Below are 25444 nucleotides of genomic sequence, written 5' to 3'. Positions count from 1 at the left end.
TTTCTTTCTAATATTTCCACATACAAATCAATAATAAATAGATTTGAAATTGGAAAATATACCAAGTCCCATTATAATTCAAGATTTCATCACCGAAAGTGGTGCGCTGTATTCGTCGTTACCGTTAAGTTTTACACTTTCCGGTAAACCGCTGCATACTGCTCCAATTGTTTTGGTAAATCATGCCTTAACCGGAAATGCTCAGGTTACAGGTGAAAATGGCTGGTGGAATGATTTAATAGGCGAAGCAAAAACAATCGATACCAATCAATATACCATTCTGGCATTTAATGTTCCCGGAAACGGAAACGATTCGTTTATAATCGAAAACTATCAGGATTTTACAACCAGAGATATTGCCAGAATCTTTATCAAAGGATTAAAAGCTTTAAGTATTGAGCAGGTATTTGCCATTATCGGCGGTTCTGTTGGCGGTGGAATTGCCTGGGAAATCCTGGCTTTGGAACCCAACATTACAGAACATTTAATTCCTATTGCAACCGACTGGAAATCGACCGACTGGATGATTGCAAACTGTTTTCTGCAAGAACAAATTTTGAACAATTCATCAAAACCAATTGAAGATGCCAGAATTCACGCCATGTTGTGTTACCGATCTCCGGAATCATTCAAAGAAAAATTTCAGCGCACCATCAATCAGGATCTTTTGATTTTTAATATCGAAAGCTGGCTGGTACATCACGGAAAAAAATTGCAGCAGCGCTATCAATTAGCATCATACAAATTGATGAACCAGCTGCTTAAAACCATAGATATTACCAGAAACAGTGAAGGTTTCGAAACGTTAATATCCAAATCAAACGCAGCGATACATATCGTGGCCATTAATTCAGATTTGTTTTTTACACCAAAAGAAAATCTGGAAACCTACAATGAATTAAAGAAATTTAAAAACAATGTTTTTTACAGCGAGATTGATTCCGTTCACGGACATGATGCTTTTTTAATCGAGTACAAACAATTAGATCATTTACTTGCCGATATTTTTAAGGCAGAAACAATAGTAAAATAAAATGAAAATATTAAAATTTGGAGGTAAATCATTATCAAACGGAGAAGGACTTAACAAAGTAGTTTCAATCATTTCTGATAAAGTAAATCAAGGCGAACAAATTGCCGTAGTTGTTTCTGCCCGAGGAAATGCGACAGATGAATTAGAAGATATTTTAAGAATTGCTGCTAAAAACGGAAATTACAAACCGCTTTTAGAAAGCTTTAAAGCTTATCAGATTTCAGATTATCCTAAAGTTGATTTATCTGAAGAGTTTAATATTTTGGATAAATTATTCGAAGGAGTAAGCCTTATTGGTGATTACAGCAACAAGATCAAAGATCAGATTTTGTCTAAAGGCGAATTGCTTTCAGCTAAATTATTGACTTCGATTTTAATTGAAAAAGGAATTCCTGCCAATTTTGTGGATACAAGAGAATTATTAAAAACCGATTCTAAATTTGGTGACGCTCAGCCTTTGGAGCAACTGTCAAAGAAAAACGTTATCAACTATTTCAAACTTCATAATGGTGAAACAGTAAACATTGTTACAGGTTTCATAGGTTCAAACAACAATAACGATACTACAACTTTAGGAAGAAACGGAAGTAATTATACCGCTTCGTTAATTGCTAATTATCTGGATGCCGAAGAACTTCAAAACTTTACGCACGTTGACGGAATCTACACTGCAAATCCTGATTTAGTTGCCGATGCTAAAAAAATAGAATTTTTATCGTTTAATGAAGCAAACGAATTGGCCAATTTTGGAGCAACAATTCTGCATGCCAAAACGATAATTCCATTATTGGAAAAAAACATTCCGCTTCGTATTTTAAACACATTCAATCACGAAAATCACGGAACTTTAATTACTTCAAATTCTCAAAAAGAGGGAATCAAAACACTTTCTGTTTTAGAAAATGTATCGCTTGTAAATCTTGAAGGACGCGGATTACTTGGGAAATCTGGCGTTGATGCCCGAATTTTTAAAGTAATGGGCGATCACAACATCAGCGTAAGCATCATTTCGCAAGGTTCTTCAGAACGAGGAATTGGATTGGTTGTGGCAAAAGAAAAAGCAACGCTTGCAATGGTTGAATTAGAAAAAGAGTTCGAAAACGACTTTTATTCTAAAGATGTAAACCAGATTACAGTAACAGATAATGTATCGGTAATTTCGATTATCGGGCAGGATTTAAGTACGTTCCACAAACCATACACTGCATTAATCAAAAACAAAATAGTTCCCATTTTATTCAACAACACCGTTACAGGTAAAAACGTGAGTTTAGTTGTAAAGAAAGAAGAATTAAACAAAGCCTTAAACGTAATTCACGGAGAGATTTTTGGAGTTTCTAAAAAAATCAACATCGCTATTTTTGGTCACGGATTAGTGGGAGGAACTTTGATTAATCAAATATTAGAATCGGCGTCTTCAATTGAAAAACGTAAAGATGTTAAGCTGAATGTTTTTGCAATTGCCAATTCTAAAAAGCTTCTTTTAAATAAAAATGGCGTAACTTCAAACTGGAAAAACGATATTGAAACAAAAGGGGAACCGTATACAATCAAAGATATTATTGCTTATGCAAACGAATATCATTTAGAAAACTTAATTGCAATTGATAATACGGCAAGTGCATCATTTGTAGAAAATTATGTTCCGCTTGTAGAAAACAGTTTCGATTTGATTTCTTCAAATAAAGTAGCCAATACTTTGACATATGGTTTTTATAAAGAATTGAGAAAAGCTTTGGCAGAAAACCAAAAGAATTATTTGTACGAAACCAATGTTGGTGCAGGTTTACCTTTAATTGATACGATTAAATTACTGCATCTTTCTGGTGAAAACATCACAAAAATTAAAGGTGTTTTCTCTGGAACATTGAGTTATTTATTCAATAATTTCTCTGCAAAAGATGTTCCGTTTAGTGAAATTCTGAAAGAAGCAATTGATAACGGATATACAGAACCGGACCCGCGTGAAGATTTATGCGGAAATGATGTGGGAAGAAAATTATTGATTTTGGCAAGAGAATTAGATTTACAAAATGAGTTTGAAGAAATCTCCATTCAAAACCTAATTCCGGAACATTTAAGAGAAGGAAACGTTGCTGATTTCTTAACAAAATTAAAAGAATTCGACCCAATTTACGAGAAAATAAAAGCTGACCAAAAACCAAATCATGTATTAAGATACATTGGTGAATTGTCTGGAGATTTACAAAATGATAAAGGAAATCTAGAAGTAAAATTAGTTTCTGTTCCTTCAGATACAGCGCTAGGCGGTTTGAAAGGGTCAGATTCTTTCTTCGAAATTTATACAGAATCTTATGGAGATCGTCCAATCGTTATTCAGGGAGCTGGTGCAGGCTCTGCGGTAACAGCAAGAGGAGTTTTTGGGGATATTTTGAGATTATCTGATAAAGGATAATTGATTTTAGAATTTAGATTGCAGATTTTAGAGTTTAGATTGCTGAACTCTGACAAATAAAAAAAAGAAAAATAACATGAAAGTAACTTTGAACAGAGTAAATGACGCATTTCATTTTAAAGTAAAAAATGAACGCGGACATGTAGTTGATGTTGACAGCAGAGCTGAATTTGGAGGAAGCGATTTAGGCGCCAGTCCGATGGAGCTGGTATTAATGGGCGTTGCCGGATGCAGTGCAATTGATATGATTTCGATTTTGAAAAAGCAGCGTCAGGAAATCACTTCTTTTAACGCTGAGGTTGAAGGAACGCGTGTACAGATTGAAGAAGCAAAACCTTTTAAAGAAATTGATGTGGTTTTTTATTTAGAAGGCGATATCAATCCAGAAAAAGCAAAAAAAGCGGCACAGCTTTCTTTCGAGAAATACTGTTCAGTTGCCAAAACGGTAGAGCCAACTGCAACCATCAAATACAAAGTTGTCCTGAACAACGAAGCTTTGTAAAATTAGAAAATGAGTTAATTAGAGAATTAGATAATTTCTCTAAACAGTTTGAATTTTGAGTTCAGTAATAACCTGAAACTTTAAACTTGAAACAAAAAAACAAAAAACAACACAATGAATATAGAAGAATTTGGTTTTGAAACACAAGCCATTAGAACACAATTAGAAAGATCTCAGTATCTGGAACATTCGGTGCCTTTGTACCTGTCGTCAAGCTTTGTTTTTGAAGATGCCGAGGATATGAGAGCTTCTTTTACAGAAGAAAAAGAAAGAAATATTTACAGCCGTTTCAGCAATCCAAACACAACTGAATTTGTGGAGAAGATCTGTAAAATGGAAGGAGCTGAAGCAGGTTACGCATTCGCAACCGGAATGGCAGCGGTTTATTCGACTTTTGCAGCATTATTAAATGCCGGAGATCATATCGTTTCTGCAAGCAGTGTTTTTGGTTCTACTCATGCTTTGTTTATGACTTATTTTCCAAAATGGAATATCGAAACTTCTTATTTTGAAATTAATAAGCCGGAAACGATTGAAGCTTTAATCAAACCAAATACAAAAATATTATACGCAGAATCACCAACAAATCCTGGAGTAGATGTGATTGATTTGCAATTGTTGGGAGATATCGCGAAAAAACACAACCTGATTTTAATAATCGATAACTGTTTTGCAACACCGTATTTACAGCAGCCAATTAAATTTGGAGCACATTTAGTAGTGCATTCGGCAACAAAATTAATAGACGGACAAGGACGTGTTTTAGGAGGAGTTACGGTTGGAAGCGAAGATTTAATCAGACAGATTTATTTATTTTCAAGAAATACAGGTCCGGCTTTATCGCCGTTTAATGCCTGGGTTTTATCTAAGAGTTTAGAAACTTTGGCAATTCGCGTTGAAAGACACTGCGAAAATGCATTAAAAGTCGCTGAGTTTTTAGAAAGTCATCCAAATGTAAACAGCGTAAAATATCCGTTTTTGAAATCACATCCGCAATATGAAATTGCTAAAAAACAAATGAAATTAGGCGGAAATATTATTGCATTTGAAATAAAAGGCGGAATTGAAGCTGGAAGAAAATTCCTGAATGCGATTAAACTTTGTTCTTTATCAGCCAATATTGGAGATACAAGATCAATTGTAACGCATCCGGCATCTACAACGCACAGTAAATTATCTGAAGCAGATCAGTTAGCGGTTGGAATCACACAAGGATTGGTTCGTGTTTCTGTTGGTTTAGAAACCGTAGAAGATGTAATTGCTGATTTAAAACAAGCGCTGGATTAAATAATTTTAGATTTTAGACTTCAGATTTTAGATTATATAATGACGATTTTTGACTGTAAATTTATTACTGTTAAAAATCGTCATTCTTTTTTGATGGTTATTTGAACAAAAAATATATTTTTGTTTTCATTATACGTTTAAATCTATTATAATCAATTTAATAAACCGATTAAACCATGAGTAACTCTACTTATATTCTTGATGAAAAATTATTGGCATCCAACGGAAGCCGATTTATAAACTATATTTTAGATATAGTTGCAACTTTTGTTTTAATTTTTGTTTTTGGAATTGTTATGGCTCTTCTGGCTAATCTTTTTGGTCTAAACGGATTGATGTACTGGTTGGGAAATATGAGTGATTTTGAAGGACAGATTCTGTTTTTTGCTATTTCAATTTTTTATTACACTTTTACTGAAGCATTGTTTGGAAGAACGCTGGGTAAATTTATCACAGGAACTATTGTCGTAGATGAAAATGGAGAAAGACCTTCTTTCAGCACTATTTTTAAAAGAACACTATGCCGATTAATTCCGTTTGATGCGCTTTCTTTTCTTGGAAACAGAGGCTGGCATGATTCTATTTCGGATACTTATGTAGCAAATAAAAAAGATCTCGATAAAGAAGTAAAACTATTCCACGAATTCAATTTAATTGGAAATAGCGAACTAAATTGATAGAATAAGTAGAATATAATTTCGTTCTGTTATTTTTCTCATTTAAAAAGCCTATTTTTGTTGCAGAATAATATGAAGCTTGTTTATTTTAGAAAAAATCTAAAATCTACAGTCTGAAATCTAAAATTTAAAGATGCTTTCAAAGAAAACAAAATACGGAATTAAAGCTTTAACCTATTTAGCCAGACGAGAGAATAATGAGCCTGTACAAATAGCTGAAATCGCGAAAAGCGAACATATTTCGATAAAATTTCTGGAAAGTATTTTGTTATTATTGAGAAACTCCGGATTTCTTGGAGCTAAAAAGGGAAAAGGCGGCGGATATTACTTGATAAAAGATCCAAAAGATATCAGTATGGCCAAAGTATACAGGATTCTTGAAGGGCCAATTGCATTGCTTCCATGCGCAAGTCATAATTTTTATGAAAAATGCGATGACTGCGATGACGAATCTACCTGTGCTGCACGACGTTTAATGACAGAAGTTAGAGATAATACACTTAAAATATTAGAAAGTAATTCACTTGCAGATATTGCTTTTTAAATTTAAACGATGATAAATTAAATGAACTTATATAACTTATTATATGGTGAAAAAAAATCTTTTAAAAAATCAATTTATATCCTGCCAGAAAAAGCATTACGGCGATAGCATTTCTCAAAAATAAATCCGGTACTTTTCCACTTAAACTGCTTCCTATATAAATCCCGGGAAGAGATCCCAGTAATAATTGTCCCAATAACGCTAAATCTAAATTTCCCATAGAAGCGTGTCCAATTCCTGCAACTAAAGTCAAAGGAACAGCATGGGCAATTTCAGTTCCTACCAAACGAGGCGTTGGTAAAAGCGGATAAAGGAAAAATAAAGTTACAGTTCCTAACGCTCCTGCTCCAATAGAAGTTAAAGTTACGGTTGCCCCCAATAATATTCCAATTCCTATAGTCAGCATATTTTGAGTAGTACTTTCGCTATGAAATTTATCTCCTGCATGTTTTTGAGAAAAAACAAGAAGTTGCTTTTTGAATATAATAGCAACAGATGTAAACAACAATGCCCAGCCTAAACTGTACTTAATTACACGATTTATAGTTTCAATATCGGTTTTGATACTATTTAAGATCCATAAAGTTAATAAAGAGGCAGGAACGCTGCCAAGTGTTAGCCAGGCTGTAATTTTCCAGTTGATGTTACCTTTTTTATGATGTACAAAAACGCCTCCCATTTTGGTAAAAGCAGCATAAAGTAGATCAGTACCTACTGCTGTTGTTGGAGAAATACGGAAATATAATAAAATTGGCGTCATTAAAGAACCGCCTCCAACACCAGTTAATCCTACAATAAACCCTACAGCTAATCCTGCAATTACAAGACCGATTTGAAAATCCATATAAAAAAATTTGCCGCTAAAATAATGACATTTTTATAATTATCCTATGGAAATTGTAGAGATTAAGATTTATTTAGATAACCAAACATTTTGGAGAATTTTATTGTTTAAATATGATGTTATGTGATATTATTTGTGAAATTAATTTAATTATTTGTTTCAATATGATCCAGAGGAAGTTAAAGGTTTAAAAAAACGATACTATTTGTTTTGATTTTTAGAAATAAATAGTATTTTTGCAAAGTAATCTATTAACCCGATAGGGTAATAGGTTTTGAAAACGAATTCAATCATTTTTAATATGGAGAAAGAACTGAAAATAAATACTGTAGATTCTTTTAAAGAAAAACTCTGGATTGGAATTCCTGTTGTTTTACTAGTAAGTTTATTAACTGTATTAATATATAATCATCACGCTGAGTTTTCGTGGAATGGATTTATAGATGGATTTAATGAAGAATTTTTAGTGTTTTTTGCTATTGGTGTTTTTGCCCAATTGGTTGACGGAACATTAGGAATGGGGTACGGAGCTACTTCAACTTCATTTTTATTGGCTTATGGAGTTCCACCGGTTGTGAGCAGTACTGCGGTTCACGTATCTGAAATGTTTACAACGGGAGCGTCGGCGCTTTCACATCACCGATTTGGGAACATTAATAAAAAGCTGGTAAAACATTTATTGATACCAGGCGTTTTAGGATCAATCGTGGGAGCTTATTTATTGTCTGATGTTATTAATGGAGATATTATCAAGCCATTTATTGCGGTTTATATGATTGTTTTGGCAGTTATCATTATCAAAAAAGCACTGAAAAAAAGCATAATAAAAAAGAAAACCAAAAAATTAGGTGTCTTGGCAGTTTTTGGAGGTTTTATGGATTCTGTTGGCGGAGGAGGCTGGGGGCCAATTGTAACTTCTACATTATTAGGAAGAGGAAGAAATCCGAGATATACGATTGGGTCTGTAAACGCAGCCGAGTTTGCAATTTCATTTGCAAGTGGTATTACTTTTATGCTTTTTGGCGGGATTCACGGCTGGCAGGTAATTATTGGATTAATTTTAGGAGGAGTTATTTCAGCGCCATTAGCAGCGTATTTGGTAAATAAAATCAAAAGAAAACCAATGATGGTTGCGGTTGGAGTTTTAATTATATTATTGAGTTTAAAAACATTATCTAAATTATTATAATTCTTTAGATAGAGAGAAAGATATTATGAGTGCGATTATTGTACAAGAATTATTAGAGAAAACAAAAGATTTTTCGCTGGATGAAACCTTAGTTTATTTAGCAGAAAAATTTCCGGGAAAAGTAATTTTTTCGACTTCTTTCGGTCAGGAAGATCAGGTAATTACTGATTTCATTTCAAAAAGCAACACCGATATTACGGTGTTTACTTTAGACACCGGAAGATTATTTCAGGAAACTTACGATGTTTTTCACAAAACATTAAAAAAATATAAAAGACCTATAGAAGTTTATTTTCCAGAAGCTGCGGCGGTCGAAAATCTTCTGAAGACAAAAGGGCCAAACAGCTTTTATGATTCAGTTGAAAACAGAAAAGAATGTTGTTTTATTCGAAAAGTGGTTCCGTTAAGAAAAGCGTTAGCAGGAAATTCAGTTTGGATTACAGGATTAAGAGCAGAACAATCAGAGAACAGACATGATTTAAGTTTGTTTGAATACGACGGAAACTTCGAAATCATAAAATTCAATCCGTTATTAAAATGGACTTTAGAAGAAGTTGAAACGTATTTGTCAGAAAATAATGTTCCTCAAAACGCTTTACACAAACAAGGTTTTGTAAGTATTGGCTGCGCACCGTGTACAAGAGCAATTTTTCCGGGTGAAGATATCAGAGCCGGAAGATGGTGGTGGGAATCAAGTCATAAAGAGTGTGGTTTGCATAGCGCTAAAAAAGAGTAAAGAAGCAAGAGACAAGACTTTAGAGAATAGAATAAAGAATATAGATCAAGTTCCGAAGGAACGATTCATATTGTAGCGCCGGATTTTAATCCGGGGGAGACATGGAAAAAAACAATAGATTTTTATCCGTTGAAGAGAGAATAAAGAGAATAGAATAAAGAGTGAAGATTTTAGATCAGGCAAATTGAAACTTTAAAACATGAAACCTGAAACAAAATTTCCACAAACAAAATATCAAACAAAAAAACAATGAGTTCAGTATTAAAAACAAACGCTTTAGAGAGTGAAGCGATATACATTTTCAGAGAAGTAATTTCACAGTTTGACAAACCGGTTTTGCTTTTCTCAGGAGGAAAAGATTCTATAACGTTAGTGCGTTTGGCGCAAAAAGCATTTTTCCCTGCTAAGATTCCGTTTCCTCTATTACACGTTGATACGGGACACAATTTTCCTGAGACAATCGCTTTTAGAGATAAATTGGTAGAAGAATTAGGTTTAGAGTTGATCGTTCGTAATGTTCAGGATGCTATTGATGAAGGAAAAGTAGTTGAAGAAACTGGAAAATATTCTAGTAGAAACAGCTTACAGACAACAACACTTTTGGATGCAATTGAAGAATTCAAATTTGATGCTTGTATTGGAGGTGCTCGTCGTGATGAAGAAAAAGCAAGAGCGAAAGAACGTATTTTCTCTGTTCGTGATGATTTCGGACAGTGGGACGAAAAAAATCAGAGACCTGAGTTGTTTGATATTTTAAATGGAAAAATAGAAAATGGACAAAACGTTCGTGTTTTCCCAATTTCAAACTGGACAGAATTAGATGTTTGGAGTTATATCGAGAAAGAAAAAATCGAGATTCCGTCAATCTATTTCTCACATAAAAGAAAAGTTTTTTTGAGAGACGGTTTAATCTGGTCGCATTCTCCTTTTGTGTACCAAGAAGAAGACGAACAAATCGAAGAAAGAATTGTTCGCTTCAGAACCGTTGGAGATATGAGCTGTACGGCAGCTGTTGAATCTTACGCAGCAACAATCGAAGAAGTAGTTGGAGAAATCAGATCGTCAACCATTTCTGAAAGAGGAGCCAGAATTGATGACAAACGTTCTGAAGCCGCAATGGAAAAGAGAAAACAACAAGGTTATTTTTAAGTTGTTGGTTGATAGTTTTTAGTTGATAGCTGAAAACTTCAATAATTACAACAATAACATAAAAAAGCAGATTAAATATTTTGATGGTTTTAGTTGATGTTTTAGAAAAACCAACAACCATAAACCAACAACCAACAACATAAAAAGAATGGACGTTTTAAAAATAGCAACAGCAGGAAGTGTAGATGACGGAAAAAGTACTTTGATCGGAAGATTATTGTACGATACAAAATCGTTGACAACTGATAAAATAGAAGCAATCGAAAAAAGCAGTAAACAAAAAGGTTATGATTATCTTGATTTTTCTTTGGCAACTGACGGATTGGTAGCAGAAAGAGAGCAAGGAATCACAATTGATGTTGCGCATATTTATTTTTCGACTGCAAAGAAAAGTTACATTATTGCCGATACTCCGGGTCACGTAGAATATACAAGAAACATGGTTACAGGAGCTTCGACTTCTCAGGTTTCTATCATTTTGATTGATGCCAGAAAAGGGGTTATCGAGCAAACATACCGTCACTTTTTCATCAATAATTTATTGAGAGTTAAAGAAGTAATTGTTGCGATCAATAAAATGGATTTAGTTGATTATTCGGAAGAAGTTTTCAATAAAATCAAAGCTGATTTTCAGGCATTAAATGCAAAAAGCACATTTAAAGAGCAAAATGTAAGTTACATTCCGTTAAGCGCGATCAACGGTGGAAACGTAGTTGATAAATCAGAGAATATGCCTTGGTATGACGGACAAACTGTATTAGAACATTTAGAAGGATTACATGCTTCTGATGTTTTTGAAGCAGGAAAAGCACGTTTCCCAGTTCAGACTGTGATTCGTCCTAAAACAGAAGAATACCATGATTTTAGAGGTTACGCAGGAAAATTATACGGAAACTCAATTAAAGTTGGAGATGCTGTAACAGTTCTTCCTTCTTTAACAGAATCTAAAGTATCTAAAATTCACTTTTTTGATAAAACATTTGACGAAGCTGTTGCAGGTTCTTCAATTACGATCGAATTAGAAAATGATATCAATGTAACGAGAGGTGATATGATTGTAAAATCAAGCGAGCTTCCAAAAATTGAAAAAGATATTACTACAACAGTTTGCTGGATGGACAGTAAAAAACTGGTTGCAGGAACAAAATATTTGGTACAACACAATACAAACAGAGTTTTAGCAAAAGTAGAAAGCATTAAAAATACAATTGCTACAGATTACTCAGGAACGACAGAAGCTTCACAATTGGCAATCAACGAAATTGGAGAAGTAACGATCAAATTAAGCAAACCGTTATATTTTGATTCATACAACGAAAACAAATCAAACGGAGCTTTTATCTTAATTGATACAGCAACAAACACAACAGCAGGAGTAGGCTTTATAAGATAGTTGGTGGTTTTTAGTTGATAGTTGATGGTTTTTACAGCCAACAACCAACAACCAGCAACCAACAACCAAAAACTAAAGAGAAATGGAAAGTTTTAGAACAGAAATAGAAAATCCGGTAGTTCAGAAGGAGATTATCGAATTAGAAAAAAAGATTCACTTATTCCGTGGAGGAAAAATTGATGATGAGCGTTTTCGCAGCCTTCGTTTAGCGCGTGGAATCTACGGTCAGCGTCAGGAAGGCGTTCAAATGATTCGTATCAAATTGCCTTATGGTAAAGTGACCAGCGAGCAATTAGTGCGTATTACTCAGGTTTCCGATGAATATTCTACAGGACGTTTACATATTACAACACGTCAGGATATCCAGATTCACTACGTGAGTTTAGACCGAACACCAGAACTTTGGGCAGATTTGGCTAAAGACGATATCACGCTTCGTGAAGCGTGTGGAAACACCGTTAGAAATATTACAGGAAGCGAATTGGCTGGAGTTGACGTAAACGAACCATTTGATGTTTCGCCTTATGCACACGGACTTTTTCAATATTTGTTGAGAAATCCGATTTGTCAGGAAATGGGACGTAAATTTAAAATTTCGTTCTCTTCTTCAGACGAAGATACGGCTTTGAGTTATTTACACGATTTAGGATTTATTCCGAAAATTAAAGACGGACAAAAAGGTTTCAAAATCATGTTCGGAGGAGGTTTAGGATCTCAGCCAGCACATGCTGAATTGCTTTCAGAATTCGTTCCAGTTAACGAAATCATCCCAACAGCAGAAGGAATCATCCGTATTTTTGATAGATACGGAGAACGTGCTAAAAGAATGAAAGCGCGTATGAAATTCTTGATCAAAGAAATGGGGAAAGATGCTTTCCTTGATTTAGTTGAAAAAGAGAAAAAAGCAATCGCTTTTGAAACATACGAAATTGATACAACCGCTTTTGACGGTCCAATTACAGAACCGTTATTAGAAGTTCCGCAAGTTACAATCGAAGATACTAAAGCGTATGAAGCGTGGAAAAATTCGAATGTAATCAAACAGAAACAAGAAGGTTATTACGCTATCGGAATCAAAGTTTTATTAGGAGATTTTTATACTGATAAAGCACGATTGTTAGCCAACTTAATTAAGAATTATGGAGCAAATGAATTACGTTTTTCATTGCGTCAAAATATTGTAATACGTCACATAAAGGAAGAGAATTTACCATTCTTTTATCAAGAATTAGCGAAGTTGGATTTTGTTCAGCTAGGATATAATTCAGTTGGAGATATTACGGCATGTCCGGGTACTGATACTTGTAATTTGGGGATTGCAAGTAGTACCGGTATTGCAGAAGAATTAGAAAGAGTTTTAACTGCAGAATATCCTCAGTATTTAAACAACCGAGAAATCGAAATTAAAATTTCAGGCTGTATGAATGCGTGCGGACAACACAATATGTCTGCAATTGGATTCCAAGGAATGTCTATCAATTCAGGAAAACTGGTGGCTCCAGCTTTACAAGTTTTATTAGGCGGAGGAAGATTAGGAAACGGAGAAGGACGATTTGCTGATAAAGTAATTAAAGTACCTAGTCGTAGAGGTCCAGATGCGTTGCGTACCATTTTAAATGATTTTGATGCCAACGGAAGCGGGCAAAAATTCCTTGATTATTATGATACAAAAGGAGAAAAATATTTCTACGAAATCTTAAAACCTTACGCAGATGTAACCAATTTAACAGAAGCCGATTTTGTAGATTGGGGTAACGCAGACAATTACGTAAAAGCAGTTGGAGTAGGAGAATGTGCCGGAGTTGTGATCGATTTAGTAGCAACATTATTGTTTGAAGCTAAAGAGAAATTGATTTTGGCTCAGGAATCTTTCGACGAGAAAAAATGGTCAGATGCGATTTATCATGCTTACGCAGGATTTGTAAATGGTGCAAAAGCATTGTTATTGGCAGAAAACCAAAAAACAAACCACCATGCAGGAATTGTTGATTTGTTTGATACTGTTTTCATCGAAACTAGTAAAATCGAATTGAATTCAACTTTTAAAGACTTGGTTTACCAAATCAATAAAAATGAACCATCTGAAGCTTTCGCTAAAGATTACATTGCACAAGCAACAGTTTTCTTTGACAAAATCGAAACTTTCAGAGCACAGGAATTAGCAAATGCATAATATAAAACCCAAAATAACTTTAGTCGGTGCAGGTCCGGGCGATCCCGATTTACTTACGCTAAAAGCTGTAAAAGCATTGGCTGAAGCAAATGTGGTTTTGTACGACGCTTTAGCCAATGAAGAAATTCTGGATTATGCACCAAAAAAAGCAATTAGAATTTTTGTTGGAAAAAGAATCGGAAATCATGCTTACACGCAGGATCAAATCAATCAATTGATTGTGGACAATGCTTTAACGTACGGAAACGTAGTTCGATTAAAAGGCGGAGATCCATTTATTTTCGGAAGAGGTGGCGAAGAAATTGATTTTGCAGAAAGTTTCGGAATTGAAACAATCGTAGTTCCAGGAATTTCATCAGTAGTTGCAGTTCCTGCAAGTCAGGGAATTTCGATTACAAAGCGTGGCGTTTCAGAAAGCTTTTGGGCAATTACCGGAACAACATCAGATAGAAAATTATCTTCAGATGTAGCTTTGGCAGCACAATCATCTGCAACAGTCGTGATTTTGATGGGAATGCACAAATTGCCTCAAATCATCGATTTGTTTCAAAAAGAAGATAAAGGAAATTTGCCCGTTGCGATCATTCAAAACGGAACAACAGCAGAAGAAAAAGTAGGTGTAGGAACTGTAGATTCAATTTTAGAAGTTGTAAAACAAAAAGAATTAGGTTCCCCAGCGATTATTGTTCTTGGAGAAGTTGTCAAAGAAAGCAATAAATTAAAAGGTTTCTACGAAGAATTTCTATCAAAAGAAGAAATTCGTTAGAATTTCATGTTCCGTTAGGAACAATTCGTTGGTAGAAAAAAAACAAACAGTTTTAGTGAAAATGTTCCGTTAGGAACATCTGATCGGTAGAAAAAATGAATGTTTCCAATTAATATTAATGTTCCGTTAGGAACATCTCATTGGTTATTCTAATTTTGATTAGAAGAAAAAAGATTAACATGGAACAAAACGAATTATATCCAATATTTCTAAAGCTTCACAATTTAAATGTATTGATTGTAGGTGGAGGAAATGTAGGTCTGGAAAAGCTTTCTTTTTTGCTAAAGTCAAGTCCAAATGCAAATGTTGAGGTTGTTGCCAAAGAATTTCATTTAGAAATAAAGGTTTTAGCAGAAAAACATCCTTCGATAAAATTGACAAAATCGAAGTTTAAAAAGAAAATGCTCAAAAAGCGTCATATGGTAATTGCCTGTACAGACGATTTGAAAGTGAATAAAAAGGTTTACGATTTGGCAAGAAAGCGTTATTTGATTTGCAATATTGCCGATACACCAGATTTATGCGATTATTATTTAGGTGGAATTGTAACAAAAGGGAATGTCAAAATAGCCATTTCGACTAACGGGAAATCGCCTACAACAGCTAAAAGGCTTCGGGAATTTTTTGAAGAAATAATTCCGGATGATATAAATCAAATGGTCGAAAACCTCAATGAATATCGCAAAACCTTAAAAGGTAATTTTGAAGAAAAAGTGAAGAGAATGAACGAAATCACTTCTTCGCTTAAAAATAAAGAGTAACAATATCAGAGGATGAATAATGATAAAAATCATTGTCAGGAGAATAAATTATTCGTTCCTTTGTTCTATTAAGAATGATTATAAACAACAAAATAATGATTAAAACAGATATACTTATAATTGGAGCAGGCCCAACAGGTTTATTTGCCGTTTTCGAGGCAGGATTGTTAAAATTAAAATGCCACATTTTAGATGCTTTGCCTCAGCCAGGAGGACAACTTTCAGAATTATATCCTAAGAAACCTATTTATGATATTCCAGGTTTTCCAGAAGTTTTAGCCGGAGATTTAGTTGACGGCTTAATGGAACAAATCAAACAATTTGAGCCAGGATTTACTTTAGGAGAACGTGCTGAAACAGTTGAAAAACAAGAAGACGGAACCTTCATTGTAATATCAAACAAAGGAACTAAATTCCACGCGCCAGTTATTGCAATTGCTGGAGGTTTAGGAAGTTTCGAGCCTCGTAAACCACTTATCGAAGATATCGAGTTTTATGAAGATAAAGGAGTAAAATACTTCATTAAAAATCCTGAGAAATTCAGAGATAAAAGAGTTGTTATTGCAGGAGGAGGAGATTCAGCATTAGACTGGAGTATCTTCTTAGCAAACGTAGCTTCAGAAGTAACTTTAATTCACAGAAGAAACGAATTCAGAGGAGCTTTAGATTCAGTAGAAAAAGTACAGGAATTAAAATCAGCTGGAAAAATCAAATTAATTACTCCGGCAGAAGTTATCGGAATCAATGGTGCTGAACACGTTGAATCATTAGATATCGAAGAAAACGGAGCGCACCGTAAAATCGAATGTGATTATTTTATTCCGCTTTTCGGATTAACACCAAAATTAGGTCCAATTGGAGACTGGGGATTAGAAATCGAGAAAAATGCCATTAAAGTAAACAATGCATTAGATTATCAAACCAACATTCCGGGAATCTTTGCTATTGGAGACGTAAATACATATCCAGGAAAATTAAAGTTAATTCTTTGTGGTTTCCACGAAGCTACTTTAATGTGCCAGGCCGCATACGGAATCATCAATCCAGGTAAAAAATACGTATTGAAATATACAACAGTTTCTGGCGTAGACGGTTTCGACGGAACTCGTAAAGAAGCTCCAAAAGCAGTTGTCAAAGCGATAGTTTAATCTGAGGTGCTGAGGTTCTAAGGGACTAAGGTGCTAAAGTTTTTATATAGAAAGCTCAAACTTTTGGTTTGGGCTTTTTTAATTTGTAATTTTCAGACATATTAATTTCAATACTTATGAATTCAAAGAAAGAGAGTAATAGTTCTATTTTAAATCAGAAAGATTGGTCCGATAATTTGTCAGAAGAAGAATTAAAGGAAATAGAAATAGGAATTGAGCAAGCAGAAAATAATCAGGTTATTGATCATGAAGAGGTAATGAAAGTATTCTTAAAATATAAGATCAATAGTCAAAGGATATTCTAAACTTAGTACCTTCAAAAAAAACTTAGAACCTTAGCGACTTAGAACCTCAGAACCTTAGAAAAAAAACATTTGCAAATAGAAACCCTATTTCATACCTTTGCACTGTTCTTAAAATTATTGTCAGTTATCACGAAAGGCGGAGGGATAGACCCGATGAAACCTTAGCAACCCTTTATCATAAAGAAGGTGCTAAATTCTACTTTATACGACATTTTCCAGTATTAAAGATAGATAACACAAATACATACTCGTATTTCTCAAAACTTTTCTCGATAACATATAATATTTACTGAAACAGATTCTGTATCAGGAGCGAATCATTGGCGCATTTTTGCAGTCAACAGTTCCCGCTGTACACAAATATCTTTTATTCTGAACCCCAGAATAAAAGGATATTTGCTTCCATCGGGGCTAATGAGCAAGCAATAGTGCACTTTTGGAATTAATGAGAATCAAAACACGTATCCTAACAGGTTTTCAAAACCTGTTAGGTATGTTTTAATAATAGAATAAAAAAGCTTTGTGCCTTAGTGCCTTAGCGGCAAAAGAATATGGCAGTTACGATACAAGAAGCAATAAAAAAAAATATCCTAATCCTTGACGGAGCAATGGGAACAATGTTACAGCGCTATAATTTCTCAGAAGAAGATTTTAGAGGAGAGCGTTTCAAAGATTTCCCACATCCACTAAAAGGAAACAACGATTTACTATCCCTAACACAACCACAAGCGATCCGCGATGTTCATGCCGCTTATTATGAAGCCGGTGCTGACATTGTAGAAACCAATACTTTCTCTGGAACGACAATCGGTATGGCCGATTATCACATGGAAGATTTGGTTTACGAGTTAAACTACGAATCGGCAAAAATCGCAAGACAAGTAGCCGATGAGTTTACCGCGAAAAATCCAGAAAAACCACGTTTCGTAGCCGGTTCAATTGGACCGACAAACCGTACAGCAAGTATGTCACCAGATGTAAACGATCCAGGTTACAGAGCCGTAACGTTTGACGATTTACGAATTGCGTACAAACAACAAGCAGAAGCTTTAATGGACGGTGGATGCGATTTACTTTTAGTAGAAACGATTTTCGATACATTAAATGCAAAAGCAGCACTTTTTGCCATCGAAGAAGTAAAAGAAGAACGCAATCTTGATATTCCAATTATGGTTTCAGGAACAATTACCGATGCTTCGGGAAGAACGCTTTCTGGACAAACTGTTGAGGCATTTTTAATTTCAGTTTCGCATATTCCGTTATTAAGTGTAGGATTCAATTGCGCACTTGGAGCCGATTTGTTGAAACCATATTTGAAAACATTAGCACACAATACAAGCTTTAATGTTTCAGCGCATCCAAACGCAGGATTGCCAAACGCATTCGGACAATACGATGAAACACCAGAACAAACTCAGGCTTTCATTAAAGAATATTTAGAGGATAATTTAATCAATATCATTGGAGGTTGTTGCGGAACAACTCCAGATCATATTCGATTAATGGCTGAGGTTGCGAAAGATTATAAGCCGAGAGTTGCGCCGGTTATTGCATAACTCATAATGAGTTATGCAATAAATATGAAGAAGATTTTATTTCTGATTAGTTTGATGCTTGTTAGTTGTAATTATACAACTAATACAGTTTTTCAGAAAAGTATTAAATGTGAAGATTGTTTAGTTACAAAAGAAGAAACGGCAGTCGGAATAGCAGAACCTATTTTATTTGAATCATATGGTAAAGATCAAATAGAAGATCAAAGACCTTATACAGTAACAATAGAAAATGATTCTATTTGGCATATTAAAGGGACTTTTAATAGTATAGGTTTTGGAGGTGTTTGATATTAAAATCTCAGCAAAAAACGGTAAGGTTCTTTATATGATGCATGGAAAGTAAAAAAAGATAATTGAAAAGCAAAAGAAATATAAAGGTGTTATGAAAGCGAGTTTGCGTGAGGGATAGAAGTGAAAAGCCCACAGCCTGACGAAGGAAGAGCGAGGACTTGTAACGGATAGCCCGGCCGAAGGACACGCCCAAATTAAAATATTGAAAACGAATATACCTACAAGGTTTTAAAAACCTTGCAGGAAAGAAATAGAATAAAAAACTTAGAACCTTAGAATCTCAGGATCTTAGTAACTTAGAAAGAAATGACAGAAAAAAGAAGAGACCTTGTATTATCAGGATTAGAACCGTTGATTATTACGCCGGAAAGTGTTTTCGTGAATGTTGGTGAGCGTACAAACGTAACAGGTTCAAGAAAGTTCCTAAGATTAATCAAGGAAGAGAAATATGACGAGGCGCTTGATATTGCAAGACAGCAAGTAGAAGGTGGAGCACAAATCATCGATATTAATATGGATGAAGGAATGCTTGACGGTGTTACTGCAATGACTAAATTTTTGAATTTAATTGCGGCAGAACCAGACATTTCGAGAGTGCCGATTATGATCGACAGTTCGAAATGGGAAATCATCGAAGCAGGTCTAAAAGTAGTACAAGGAAAAAGTGTTGTAAACTCGATTTCGTTAAAAGAAGGAGAAGAAGCCTTTACTCATCACGCCAAATTAATCAAACGTTACGGAGCCGCCGCTATTGTAATGGCTTTTGACGAAGTAGGTCAGGCGGATAATTACGATCGTAGAGTGGAGATTTGCCAGCGTTCGTATGATATTTTGGTGAACAAAGTAGGGTTTCCTCCGCAGGATATTATTTTCGATTTAAATATTTTCCCTGTTGCAACGGGAATGGAAGAGCATAGATTGAACGCTTTGGACTTCTTTAGAGGAACAAAATGGGTTCGCGAGAATCTTCCGCACGCACATATCAGCGGTGGAGTAAGTAACGTTTCGTTCTCTTTTAGAGGAAATGATACGGTTCGTGAAGCAATGCACTCGGTGTTTTTATACCACGCCATTAAAAATGGAATGACGATGGGAATCGTTAATCCGGAAATGCTTACGATTTACGATGATATTCCGAAAGACTTATTAGAACACGTTGAAGACGTAATTCTTGACAGACGCGACGATGCGACAGAACGACTTTTAGATTTTGCAGAAAATGTAAAAGGCGAAGCAAAGAGCGATGAAAAAGTAGTTCAGGAATGGCGTTTAGGAACGGTTCAAGAACGTATTACGCATTCGTTGGTAAAAGGAATTGATGCTTTTATTGAAGAAGATGTAGAAGAAGCACGTTTGGCAGCGACAAAGCCAATCGAAGTTATCGAAATCAACTTAATGGCCGGAATGAATGTTGTTGGAGATTTATTCGGAAGCGGAAAAATGTTCCTTCCTCAGGTGGTAAAATCGGCTCGTGTAATGAAAAAAGCCGTGGCTTATTTATTGCCTTTTATCGAAGCAAGCAAACAAGCTGGAGACAAACAAGGAAACGGAAAAATCCTGATGGCAACTGTAAAAGGTGACGTTCACGATATTGGTAAAAACATCGTTTCAGTGGTTTTGGCTTGTAACAATTATGAGATTGTAGATCTTGGTGTTATGGTTCCTCCGGAGAAAATCATTGCAGCGGCGATTGAACATGAAGTAGACATTATAGGATTAAGCGGACTAATCACACCTTCGCTTGACGAAATGGTGTATTTGGCCAAAGAATTAGACAAACAAAATATTAAAATCCCGATTATGATTGGCGGGGCAACAACTTCGCGCGCGCATACAGCCGTGAAAATTGCACCTCAATACAGAGAAACTGTAATTCACGTAAACGATGCTTCGAGAGCCGTTACCGTTGCAGGAAATTTGTTAGATCATAACCGAAAAATATACGCGGCAGATATTCGCGCAGAATACGATTCGTTTAGAGAAACATTTTTAAATCGTTCAAGAGATAAGAATTTCTTAACGATTGAAGATGCCCGCAAAAACAAATTGCCATTGGATTGGTCGGAATATACTCCGACTAAACCAAAAGTAATTGGTGCACAAACTATCGAAATAGAACTGGATGTTTTGGTTCCGTATATTGACTGGACGCCATTTTTCCAGACTTGGGAATTGTACGGAAAGTATCCTGCGATTTTAACGGATGAGGTTGTGGGTGAACAAGCGACATCTGTTTTTAACGATGCTCAGGCAATGCTAAAAGTAATTTTGGCTGAGAAAAAACTAAAAGCAAAAGGTATTTACGGAATTTTCCCTGCGAATCAGGTAAATGACGACGATATCGAATTGAGAAATGAAGATGGAAAAGTGTTGGAAAAGTTTTTGACTTTAAGACAGCAATCACAAAAAACAAAAGGAGCACCAAACATCGCTTTAGCCGATTTTATTCTGCCAAAAGACAGTGGTGTAACTGATTATATGGGAGCTTTCTGTGTAACAACCGGTTTTGGTGTTGACGAATGGGCAGCGGAATATGAAAAGAATCTAGACGATTACAATTCGATTATGGTTAAAGCCCTTGCTGATCGTTTTGCAGAGGCTTTCGCCGAATATCTTCACGAAAGAGTTCGTAAAGATTTCTGGGGTTATGATGCTGATGAGTCTTTAACCAACGAAGAATTGATTAAAGAAAGTTATAAAGGAATTCGTCCAGCTCCAGGTTATCCGGCTTGTCCTGATCACTTGGAAAAACCAACTATTTGGAAACTCTTAGATGTTGAAAAACAAATTGGAGTGAAGCTGACAGAAAGTATGGCGATGTGGCCGGCTTCATCGGTTTCAGGATATTATTTTGGAAATCCAAAAAGCCGATATTTCGGACTCGGAAAAATAAAAGAAGATCAGGTTACAGATTATGCTAAACGCCGAAATGTACCGCTGGATTACGCAATGAAATGGTTAAATCCTAATATAGCAGACTAGAATAGTTGATGGTTGATGGTTTTTGGTTGATAGATTACTATAGAAGAAGCAACAACTGTCAACCATCAACAAACAACTAATAAAAATGGAATACAGTAAATTGGAAGTTTGGATGGAAGCGCGGAAGTTGGTGAATTTGTTGTATGATTCTTCCAAATTATTTCCAAAAGAAGAATTGTTTGGATTAACAAATCAAATGAGGAGAGCAGCTGTTTCAATACCTTCAAATATTGCTGAAGGTTGTGGACGACAAACATCAAAAGAAACAATACATTTTCTGCATATTTCAAGAGGATCATTGTATGAATTAGAAACACAATTTTATTTGGCGTTAGATCAAAAATATATTGAGGAAAATAGTTTTAAGGTTGCGCTAGAACAGATTCAAACTTGCAAAAAGTTGTTAAATGGGTTTATTAACTACTATAAAAAATTAATATAGTTGAGGTTATAATTGTTAAGTTCCAAAAGAACCATCAACCATCAACCAAAAACTATCAACTAAAAAAGAATGAAAGTAACAGAACATATAGAAAACGCCAAAGGAAAAACATTATTCTCATTTGAAATTATTCCGCCTCAAAAGGGGAAAAGCATTCAGGAATTATACGATAATATCGATCCGTTAATGGAGTTTAAACCTCCGTTTATTGACGTAACAACGTCTCGCGAAGAATATATTTATATTGATCGCGGTAACGGGCTTTTGGACAAAAAACTGACTCGTATGCGTCCGGGAACACTTGGAATATGTGCTTCTATTAAACATAAATACAATGTAGATACTGTTCCGCATTTGCTTTGCGGTGGATTTACACAAGAAGAAACAGAATATATGCTGGTTGATTGTCAATATTTGGGAATCAACAACGTAATGGCGCTTCGAGGCGATGCAATGAAAGACGAACAGTCTTTTGTGCCTAAAGCGGGCGGGAATCATTATGCTATTGATTTAGTGCGACAAATCAACGATCTAAACTGCGGAAAATATCTGCATGAAGTTATGGATATCGACAACAAAGCTGATTTTTGTATTGGTGTTGCGGGTTATCCTGAAAAACATTTAGAATCACCATCTTTACAATCAGATTTAAAAAGATTAAAAGAAAAGGTTGATGCCGGAGCCGATTATGTGGTAACGCAGATGTTTTTTGACAATGCTAAATATTTTAACTTTGTAGCTAAAGCCAGAGAAATGGGGATCACAATTCCTATTATTCCAGGAATTAAGCCAATTGCCGTTCAAAGACATTTACAAGTTCTGCCGCAGATTTTTAGAATTGATCTGCCTGAAGATTTAATCGATGCGGTTGACAAATGCAAAAACAACGCTGAGATAAAACAAGTAGGAATTGAATGGGCGATACAGCAGTCATTAGAATTAAAAGCAGCCGGAGTTCCATTTTTGCACTATTATTCGATGGGAAAATCTGAGAATATCCGCCAGATTGCAAGTCAGGTTTTTTAATCTGCATGTGGTTTGTCATTCTGAGGAACGAAGAATCACACTAGAAATTCCGCAAAGAATGTCGTCCAATCTTTGTAGACATGCGAGTGTGATTCTTCGTTCCTCAGAATGACAAAAAAATACTCTTCGAATTTGGATTTTGTTTAATTTAGAAGTTTAAATTTTCGTATCATGAAACAAGAAGAATTACAAGCCATAGCCTCTCAATTAAAACATCCAACGGGAGAAAAAGGAATTGAAATGGGAAATATGATGAACGAAACGAACATCAATATGACCAAACATTCCATCCAAAATCTAAATATTTCAAAAGAAAATAAAATTCTAGAACTAGGTCACGGAAATGCTGGTCACGTTGAATTTTTGTTTGAACAAGCCAAAAATCTGAAATATTACGGACTTGAAATGTCAGAATTGATGTTTCAGGAAGCGCGCCAGATTAACCGAAATTTTGTTTCTCAAAAACAAGCTTTCTTTTCGCTTTATGACGGAAATAAAATTCCGTTTGAAGATGAAACTTTTGATAAAATATTCACAGTAAATACGATTTATTTCTGGCAGAAGCCTGAAGAATTACTTTCAGAAATATATAGGGTATTAAAGCCAAATGGAAATTTCTGCCTAACTTTTGCTCAAGAAGATTTCATGAAACAGCTTCCGTTTACGCAATTTGAATTTGAGCTTTACAGCACCGAAAAAGCACAAAAGTTAATTGGTAAAACAGCTTTTAAAATTGTTTATATCGAAAGTCAGACAGAACAAGTAAAAAGCAAAACAGGCGAAATTGCTGACAGGGTTTTTACTACGATTGTTCTGGAAAAATAGTTTTTTGCCAAATATTATTAGGATTAACACAGATTAAAAATCCTTTCTAATCCTTTAATCTGTGGCAAAAAATATCAGTTTTTTGAGTACTTTCATTCTTTATTATTAACCCTTCTGAATTATAATTCTTTACATTATGGAAGTTAAGAAAATCAATTTTTTGCAGAGTTACAGCAGTATTTTATGGCTTCTTGGCGGTATTATAATCGGAAGCATTTTCGGGTTAGTATTTGGGGAAAATGTTTTGATTATAAAACCACTTGGCGATATATTTCTGAATTTACTTTTTACAGCCATTATTCCGCTTATCTTTTTTACGATTGGTTCTTCGGTAGCGAATCTGGAAAGAACAGAAAAGCTAGGAAAACTGTTTGTTGTAATGTTATTAGTTTTTCTCGCGACAATTCTGATTTCTGCGATTGTAATGATTTGTGCTGTTTACCTTTTTCCAATTCATGAAGATATCGCAATTGCCAAAGTTCCGTTTGAAGATGTAGCATCAGGATCAGCAGGAGATCAAATTGCAAAACTGCTTACAGCCAATGATTTCTTCGAATTATTGTCTCGAAAAAGTATGCTTGCGTTGATTATTTTTTCTTTTTTAGTTGGTTTCGCCACATTACAATCAAGGGAAAAGGGAAATGCTTTCAAGAGTTTTCTAGATTCAGGAAACGAGGTAATGAAACAGCTTTTGAACATCATTATGAAATTTGCGCCAATTGGTTTAGGGGCTTATTTTGCTTATCAAGTTGGAGTTTTCGGACCACAATTGCTAGGAGTTTATGCAAAACCAATGGCAGTTTATTACGCAGCTTGCGTTTTTTATTTCTTTGTGTTCTTTAGTTTATACGCTTTTGTTGCTGGCGGGAAAAGAGCTTTTAAAGTTTTTTGGAGCAATAATATAATGCCTTCTTTAACAGCAGTTGGAACCTGCAGCAGTATTGCAACCATTCCGGCAAATTTGGATGCTGCACAAAAAATGGGAATTCCGGCACATGTACGAAACTTGGTTATCCCTCTTGGAGCACCTTTGCATAAAGATGGTTCGAGTATGTCGTCTATCTTAAAAATAACCTTTTTGTTTGCTATGTTTGGTAAAGACTTTACAGATCCTATGACTATTCTTTTAGCTTTAGGGATTACTGTTATTGTCTCCGTTGTAGAAGGCGGAATCCCCAACGGAGGTTATATTGGCGAAATCCTGGCTATTACGGTTTATGGTTTCCCGATGGAACAAGCGCTGCCGGTTGCAATGATTTTAGGAACTTTGGTTGATCCAATTGCAACTTTATTAAATGCAAACGGCGACGTAATATGCTCAATGATGGTTTCGCGGTTTTCTGAAAAAACAAAATGGTAATCAAATTTTGGTTAGTAATAAATCATTGGTAGATAGTAC

The 25444-nt window shown here is 35.0% G+C and carries 23 protein-coding genes and 1 riboswitch; of the genes, 22 read left to right on the top strand and 1 reads right to left on the bottom strand.

The window, feature by feature from the left end; translation table 11 throughout:
- Positions 1-49: 49 nt before the first annotated feature.
- The 6 genes from LUU93_RS00770 to LUU93_RS00745 all read left to right on the top strand — a co-directional run bounded on the left by LUU93_RS00770 (position 50) and on the right by LUU93_RS00745 (position 6459).
- On the top strand, positions 50-1033 hold the full coding sequence (locus LUU93_RS00770; RefSeq protein ID WP_232676599.1) for an alpha/beta fold hydrolase: 984 nt from the start codon (positions 50-52) through the stop codon (positions 1031-1033).
- Position 1034: 1 nt separating this feature from the next.
- Positions 1035-3449 carry a bifunctional aspartate kinase/homoserine dehydrogenase I gene (gene thrA, locus LUU93_RS00765; RefSeq protein WP_232676591.1) on the top strand — a complete coding sequence of 805 codons (2415 nt, stop codon included), beginning with the start codon at positions 1035-1037 and terminating at the stop codon, positions 3447-3449.
- A 76-nt stretch (positions 3450-3525) separates the two neighbouring features.
- Positions 3526-3951 carry an OsmC family protein gene (locus LUU93_RS00760; protein WP_232676581.1) on the top strand — a complete coding sequence of 142 codons (426 nt, stop codon included), beginning with the start codon at positions 3526-3528 and terminating at the stop codon, positions 3949-3951.
- 114 nt (positions 3952-4065) lie between these two features.
- A complete protein-coding gene (locus tag LUU93_RS00755) occupies positions 4066-5238 on the top strand; it encodes a trans-sulfuration enzyme family protein (protein WP_232676564.1) in 1173 nt (390 codons plus the stop codon).
- A gap of 176 nt (positions 5239-5414) precedes the next feature.
- Positions 5415-5915 (top strand): RDD family protein, encoded by a 501-nt coding sequence (locus tag LUU93_RS00750; protein ID WP_232676551.1) that lies wholly within the window; start codon positions 5415-5417, stop codon positions 5913-5915.
- Between the two features lie 133 nt (positions 5916-6048).
- Positions 6049-6459 (top strand): RrF2 family transcriptional regulator, encoded by a 411-nt coding sequence (locus tag LUU93_RS00745; protein WP_012023576.1) that lies wholly within the window; start codon positions 6049-6051, stop codon positions 6457-6459.
- 61 nt (positions 6460-6520) lie between these two features.
- On the opposite strand, the gene LUU93_RS00740 is transcribed toward LUU93_RS00745, so the two are convergent.
- A complete protein-coding gene (locus LUU93_RS00740) occupies positions 6521-7303 on the bottom strand; it encodes a sulfite exporter TauE/SafE family protein (protein ID WP_232676549.1) in 783 nt (260 codons plus the stop codon).
- Positions 7304-7604: 301 nt separating this feature from the next.
- Here LUU93_RS00740 and LUU93_RS00735 point away from each other — a divergent pair, with 301 nt between their 5' ends.
- The 16 genes from LUU93_RS00735 to LUU93_RS00660 all read left to right on the top strand — a co-directional run bounded on the left by LUU93_RS00735 (position 7605) and on the right by LUU93_RS00660 (position 25405).
- Positions 7605-8492: a sulfite exporter TauE/SafE family protein gene (locus LUU93_RS00735; RefSeq protein WP_232676547.1), complete on the top strand. Its 888-nt coding sequence runs from the start codon at positions 7605-7607 to the stop codon at positions 8490-8492.
- A gap of 25 nt (positions 8493-8517) precedes the next feature.
- On the top strand, positions 8518-9228 hold the full coding sequence (locus LUU93_RS00730; protein WP_232676537.1) for a phosphoadenylyl-sulfate reductase: 711 nt from the start codon (positions 8518-8520) through the stop codon (positions 9226-9228).
- A gap of 249 nt (positions 9229-9477) precedes the next feature.
- Entirely contained in the window at positions 9478-10377 is a 900-nt protein-coding gene (gene cysD / locus LUU93_RS00725) for a sulfate adenylyltransferase subunit CysD (protein WP_008466601.1), read from the top strand.
- 148 nt (positions 10378-10525) lie between these two features.
- A complete protein-coding gene (locus LUU93_RS00720) occupies positions 10526-11770 on the top strand; it encodes a sulfate adenylyltransferase subunit 1 (RefSeq protein ID WP_232676529.1) in 1245 nt (414 codons plus the stop codon).
- 82 nt (positions 11771-11852) lie between these two features.
- Positions 11853-13943 (top strand): ferredoxin-like domain-containing protein, encoded by a 2091-nt coding sequence (locus LUU93_RS00715; protein ID WP_232676520.1) that lies wholly within the window; start codon positions 11853-11855, stop codon positions 13941-13943.
- Positions 13936-14709, top strand: a complete 774-nt coding sequence (cobA, locus tag LUU93_RS00710; RefSeq protein WP_232676507.1) for a uroporphyrinogen-III C-methyltransferase — start codon at positions 13936-13938, stop codon at positions 14707-14709. The genes LUU93_RS00715 and cobA overlap by 8 nt, the downstream gene beginning before the upstream one ends.
- 179 nt (positions 14710-14888) lie before the next feature.
- Positions 14889-15470 (top strand): precorrin-2 dehydrogenase/sirohydrochlorin ferrochelatase family protein, encoded by a 582-nt coding sequence (locus LUU93_RS00705; RefSeq protein ID WP_232676501.1) that lies wholly within the window; start codon positions 14889-14891, stop codon positions 15468-15470.
- 95 nt (positions 15471-15565) lie between these two features.
- Positions 15566-16618: an NAD(P)/FAD-dependent oxidoreductase gene (locus tag LUU93_RS00700; protein WP_232676499.1), complete on the top strand. Its 1053-nt coding sequence runs from the start codon at positions 15566-15568 to the stop codon at positions 16616-16618.
- A gap of 116 nt (positions 16619-16734) precedes the next feature.
- The gene (locus tag LUU93_RS00695) at positions 16735-16923 is read left to right on the top strand and encodes a hypothetical protein (RefSeq protein ID WP_232676484.1); all 189 of its coding nucleotides are present in this window, start codon (positions 16735-16737) and stop codon (positions 16921-16923) included.
- A 121-nt stretch (positions 16924-17044) separates the two neighbouring features.
- Positions 17045-17161, top strand: a riboswitch (SAM riboswitch).
- A 313-nt stretch (positions 17162-17474) separates the two neighbouring features.
- On the top strand, positions 17475-18479 hold the full coding sequence (locus LUU93_RS00690) for a homocysteine S-methyltransferase family protein (protein ID WP_232676482.1): 1005 nt from the start codon (positions 17475-17477) through the stop codon (positions 18477-18479).
- A gap of 24 nt (positions 18480-18503) precedes the next feature.
- A complete protein-coding gene (locus tag LUU93_RS00685) occupies positions 18504-18767 on the top strand; it encodes an NTF2 fold immunity protein (RefSeq protein ID WP_232676472.1) in 264 nt (87 codons plus the stop codon).
- A 309-nt stretch (positions 18768-19076) separates the two neighbouring features.
- Positions 19077-21752 (top strand): methionine synthase, encoded by a 2676-nt coding sequence (gene metH, locus LUU93_RS00680; RefSeq protein WP_232676470.1) that lies wholly within the window; start codon positions 19077-19079, stop codon positions 21750-21752.
- An 85-nt stretch (positions 21753-21837) separates the two neighbouring features.
- The gene (locus tag LUU93_RS00675; protein ID WP_232676459.1) at positions 21838-22194 is read left to right on the top strand and encodes a four helix bundle protein; all 357 of its coding nucleotides are present in this window, start codon (positions 21838-21840) and stop codon (positions 22192-22194) included.
- A gap of 69 nt (positions 22195-22263) precedes the next feature.
- On the top strand, positions 22264-23220 hold the full coding sequence (gene metF / locus LUU93_RS00670; protein WP_232676457.1) for a methylenetetrahydrofolate reductase [NAD(P)H]: 957 nt from the start codon (positions 22264-22266) through the stop codon (positions 23218-23220).
- A gap of 171 nt (positions 23221-23391) precedes the next feature.
- The gene (locus tag LUU93_RS00665; RefSeq protein ID WP_232676446.1) at positions 23392-24045 is read left to right on the top strand and encodes a class I SAM-dependent methyltransferase; all 654 of its coding nucleotides are present in this window, start codon (positions 23392-23394) and stop codon (positions 24043-24045) included.
- A gap of 136 nt (positions 24046-24181) precedes the next feature.
- Positions 24182-25405 (top strand): dicarboxylate/amino acid:cation symporter, encoded by a 1224-nt coding sequence (locus tag LUU93_RS00660; RefSeq protein WP_232676437.1) that lies wholly within the window; start codon positions 24182-24184, stop codon positions 25403-25405.
- The last annotated feature ends 39 nt before the right edge of the window (positions 25406-25444 follow it).

This window comes from Flavobacterium soyae (assembly GCF_021245985.1).
Taxonomy (GTDB): Bacteria; Bacteroidota; Bacteroidia; order Flavobacteriales; family Flavobacteriaceae; genus Flavobacterium; species Flavobacterium soyae.
This window is presented reverse-complemented; position numbering and strand designations above follow the sequence as displayed.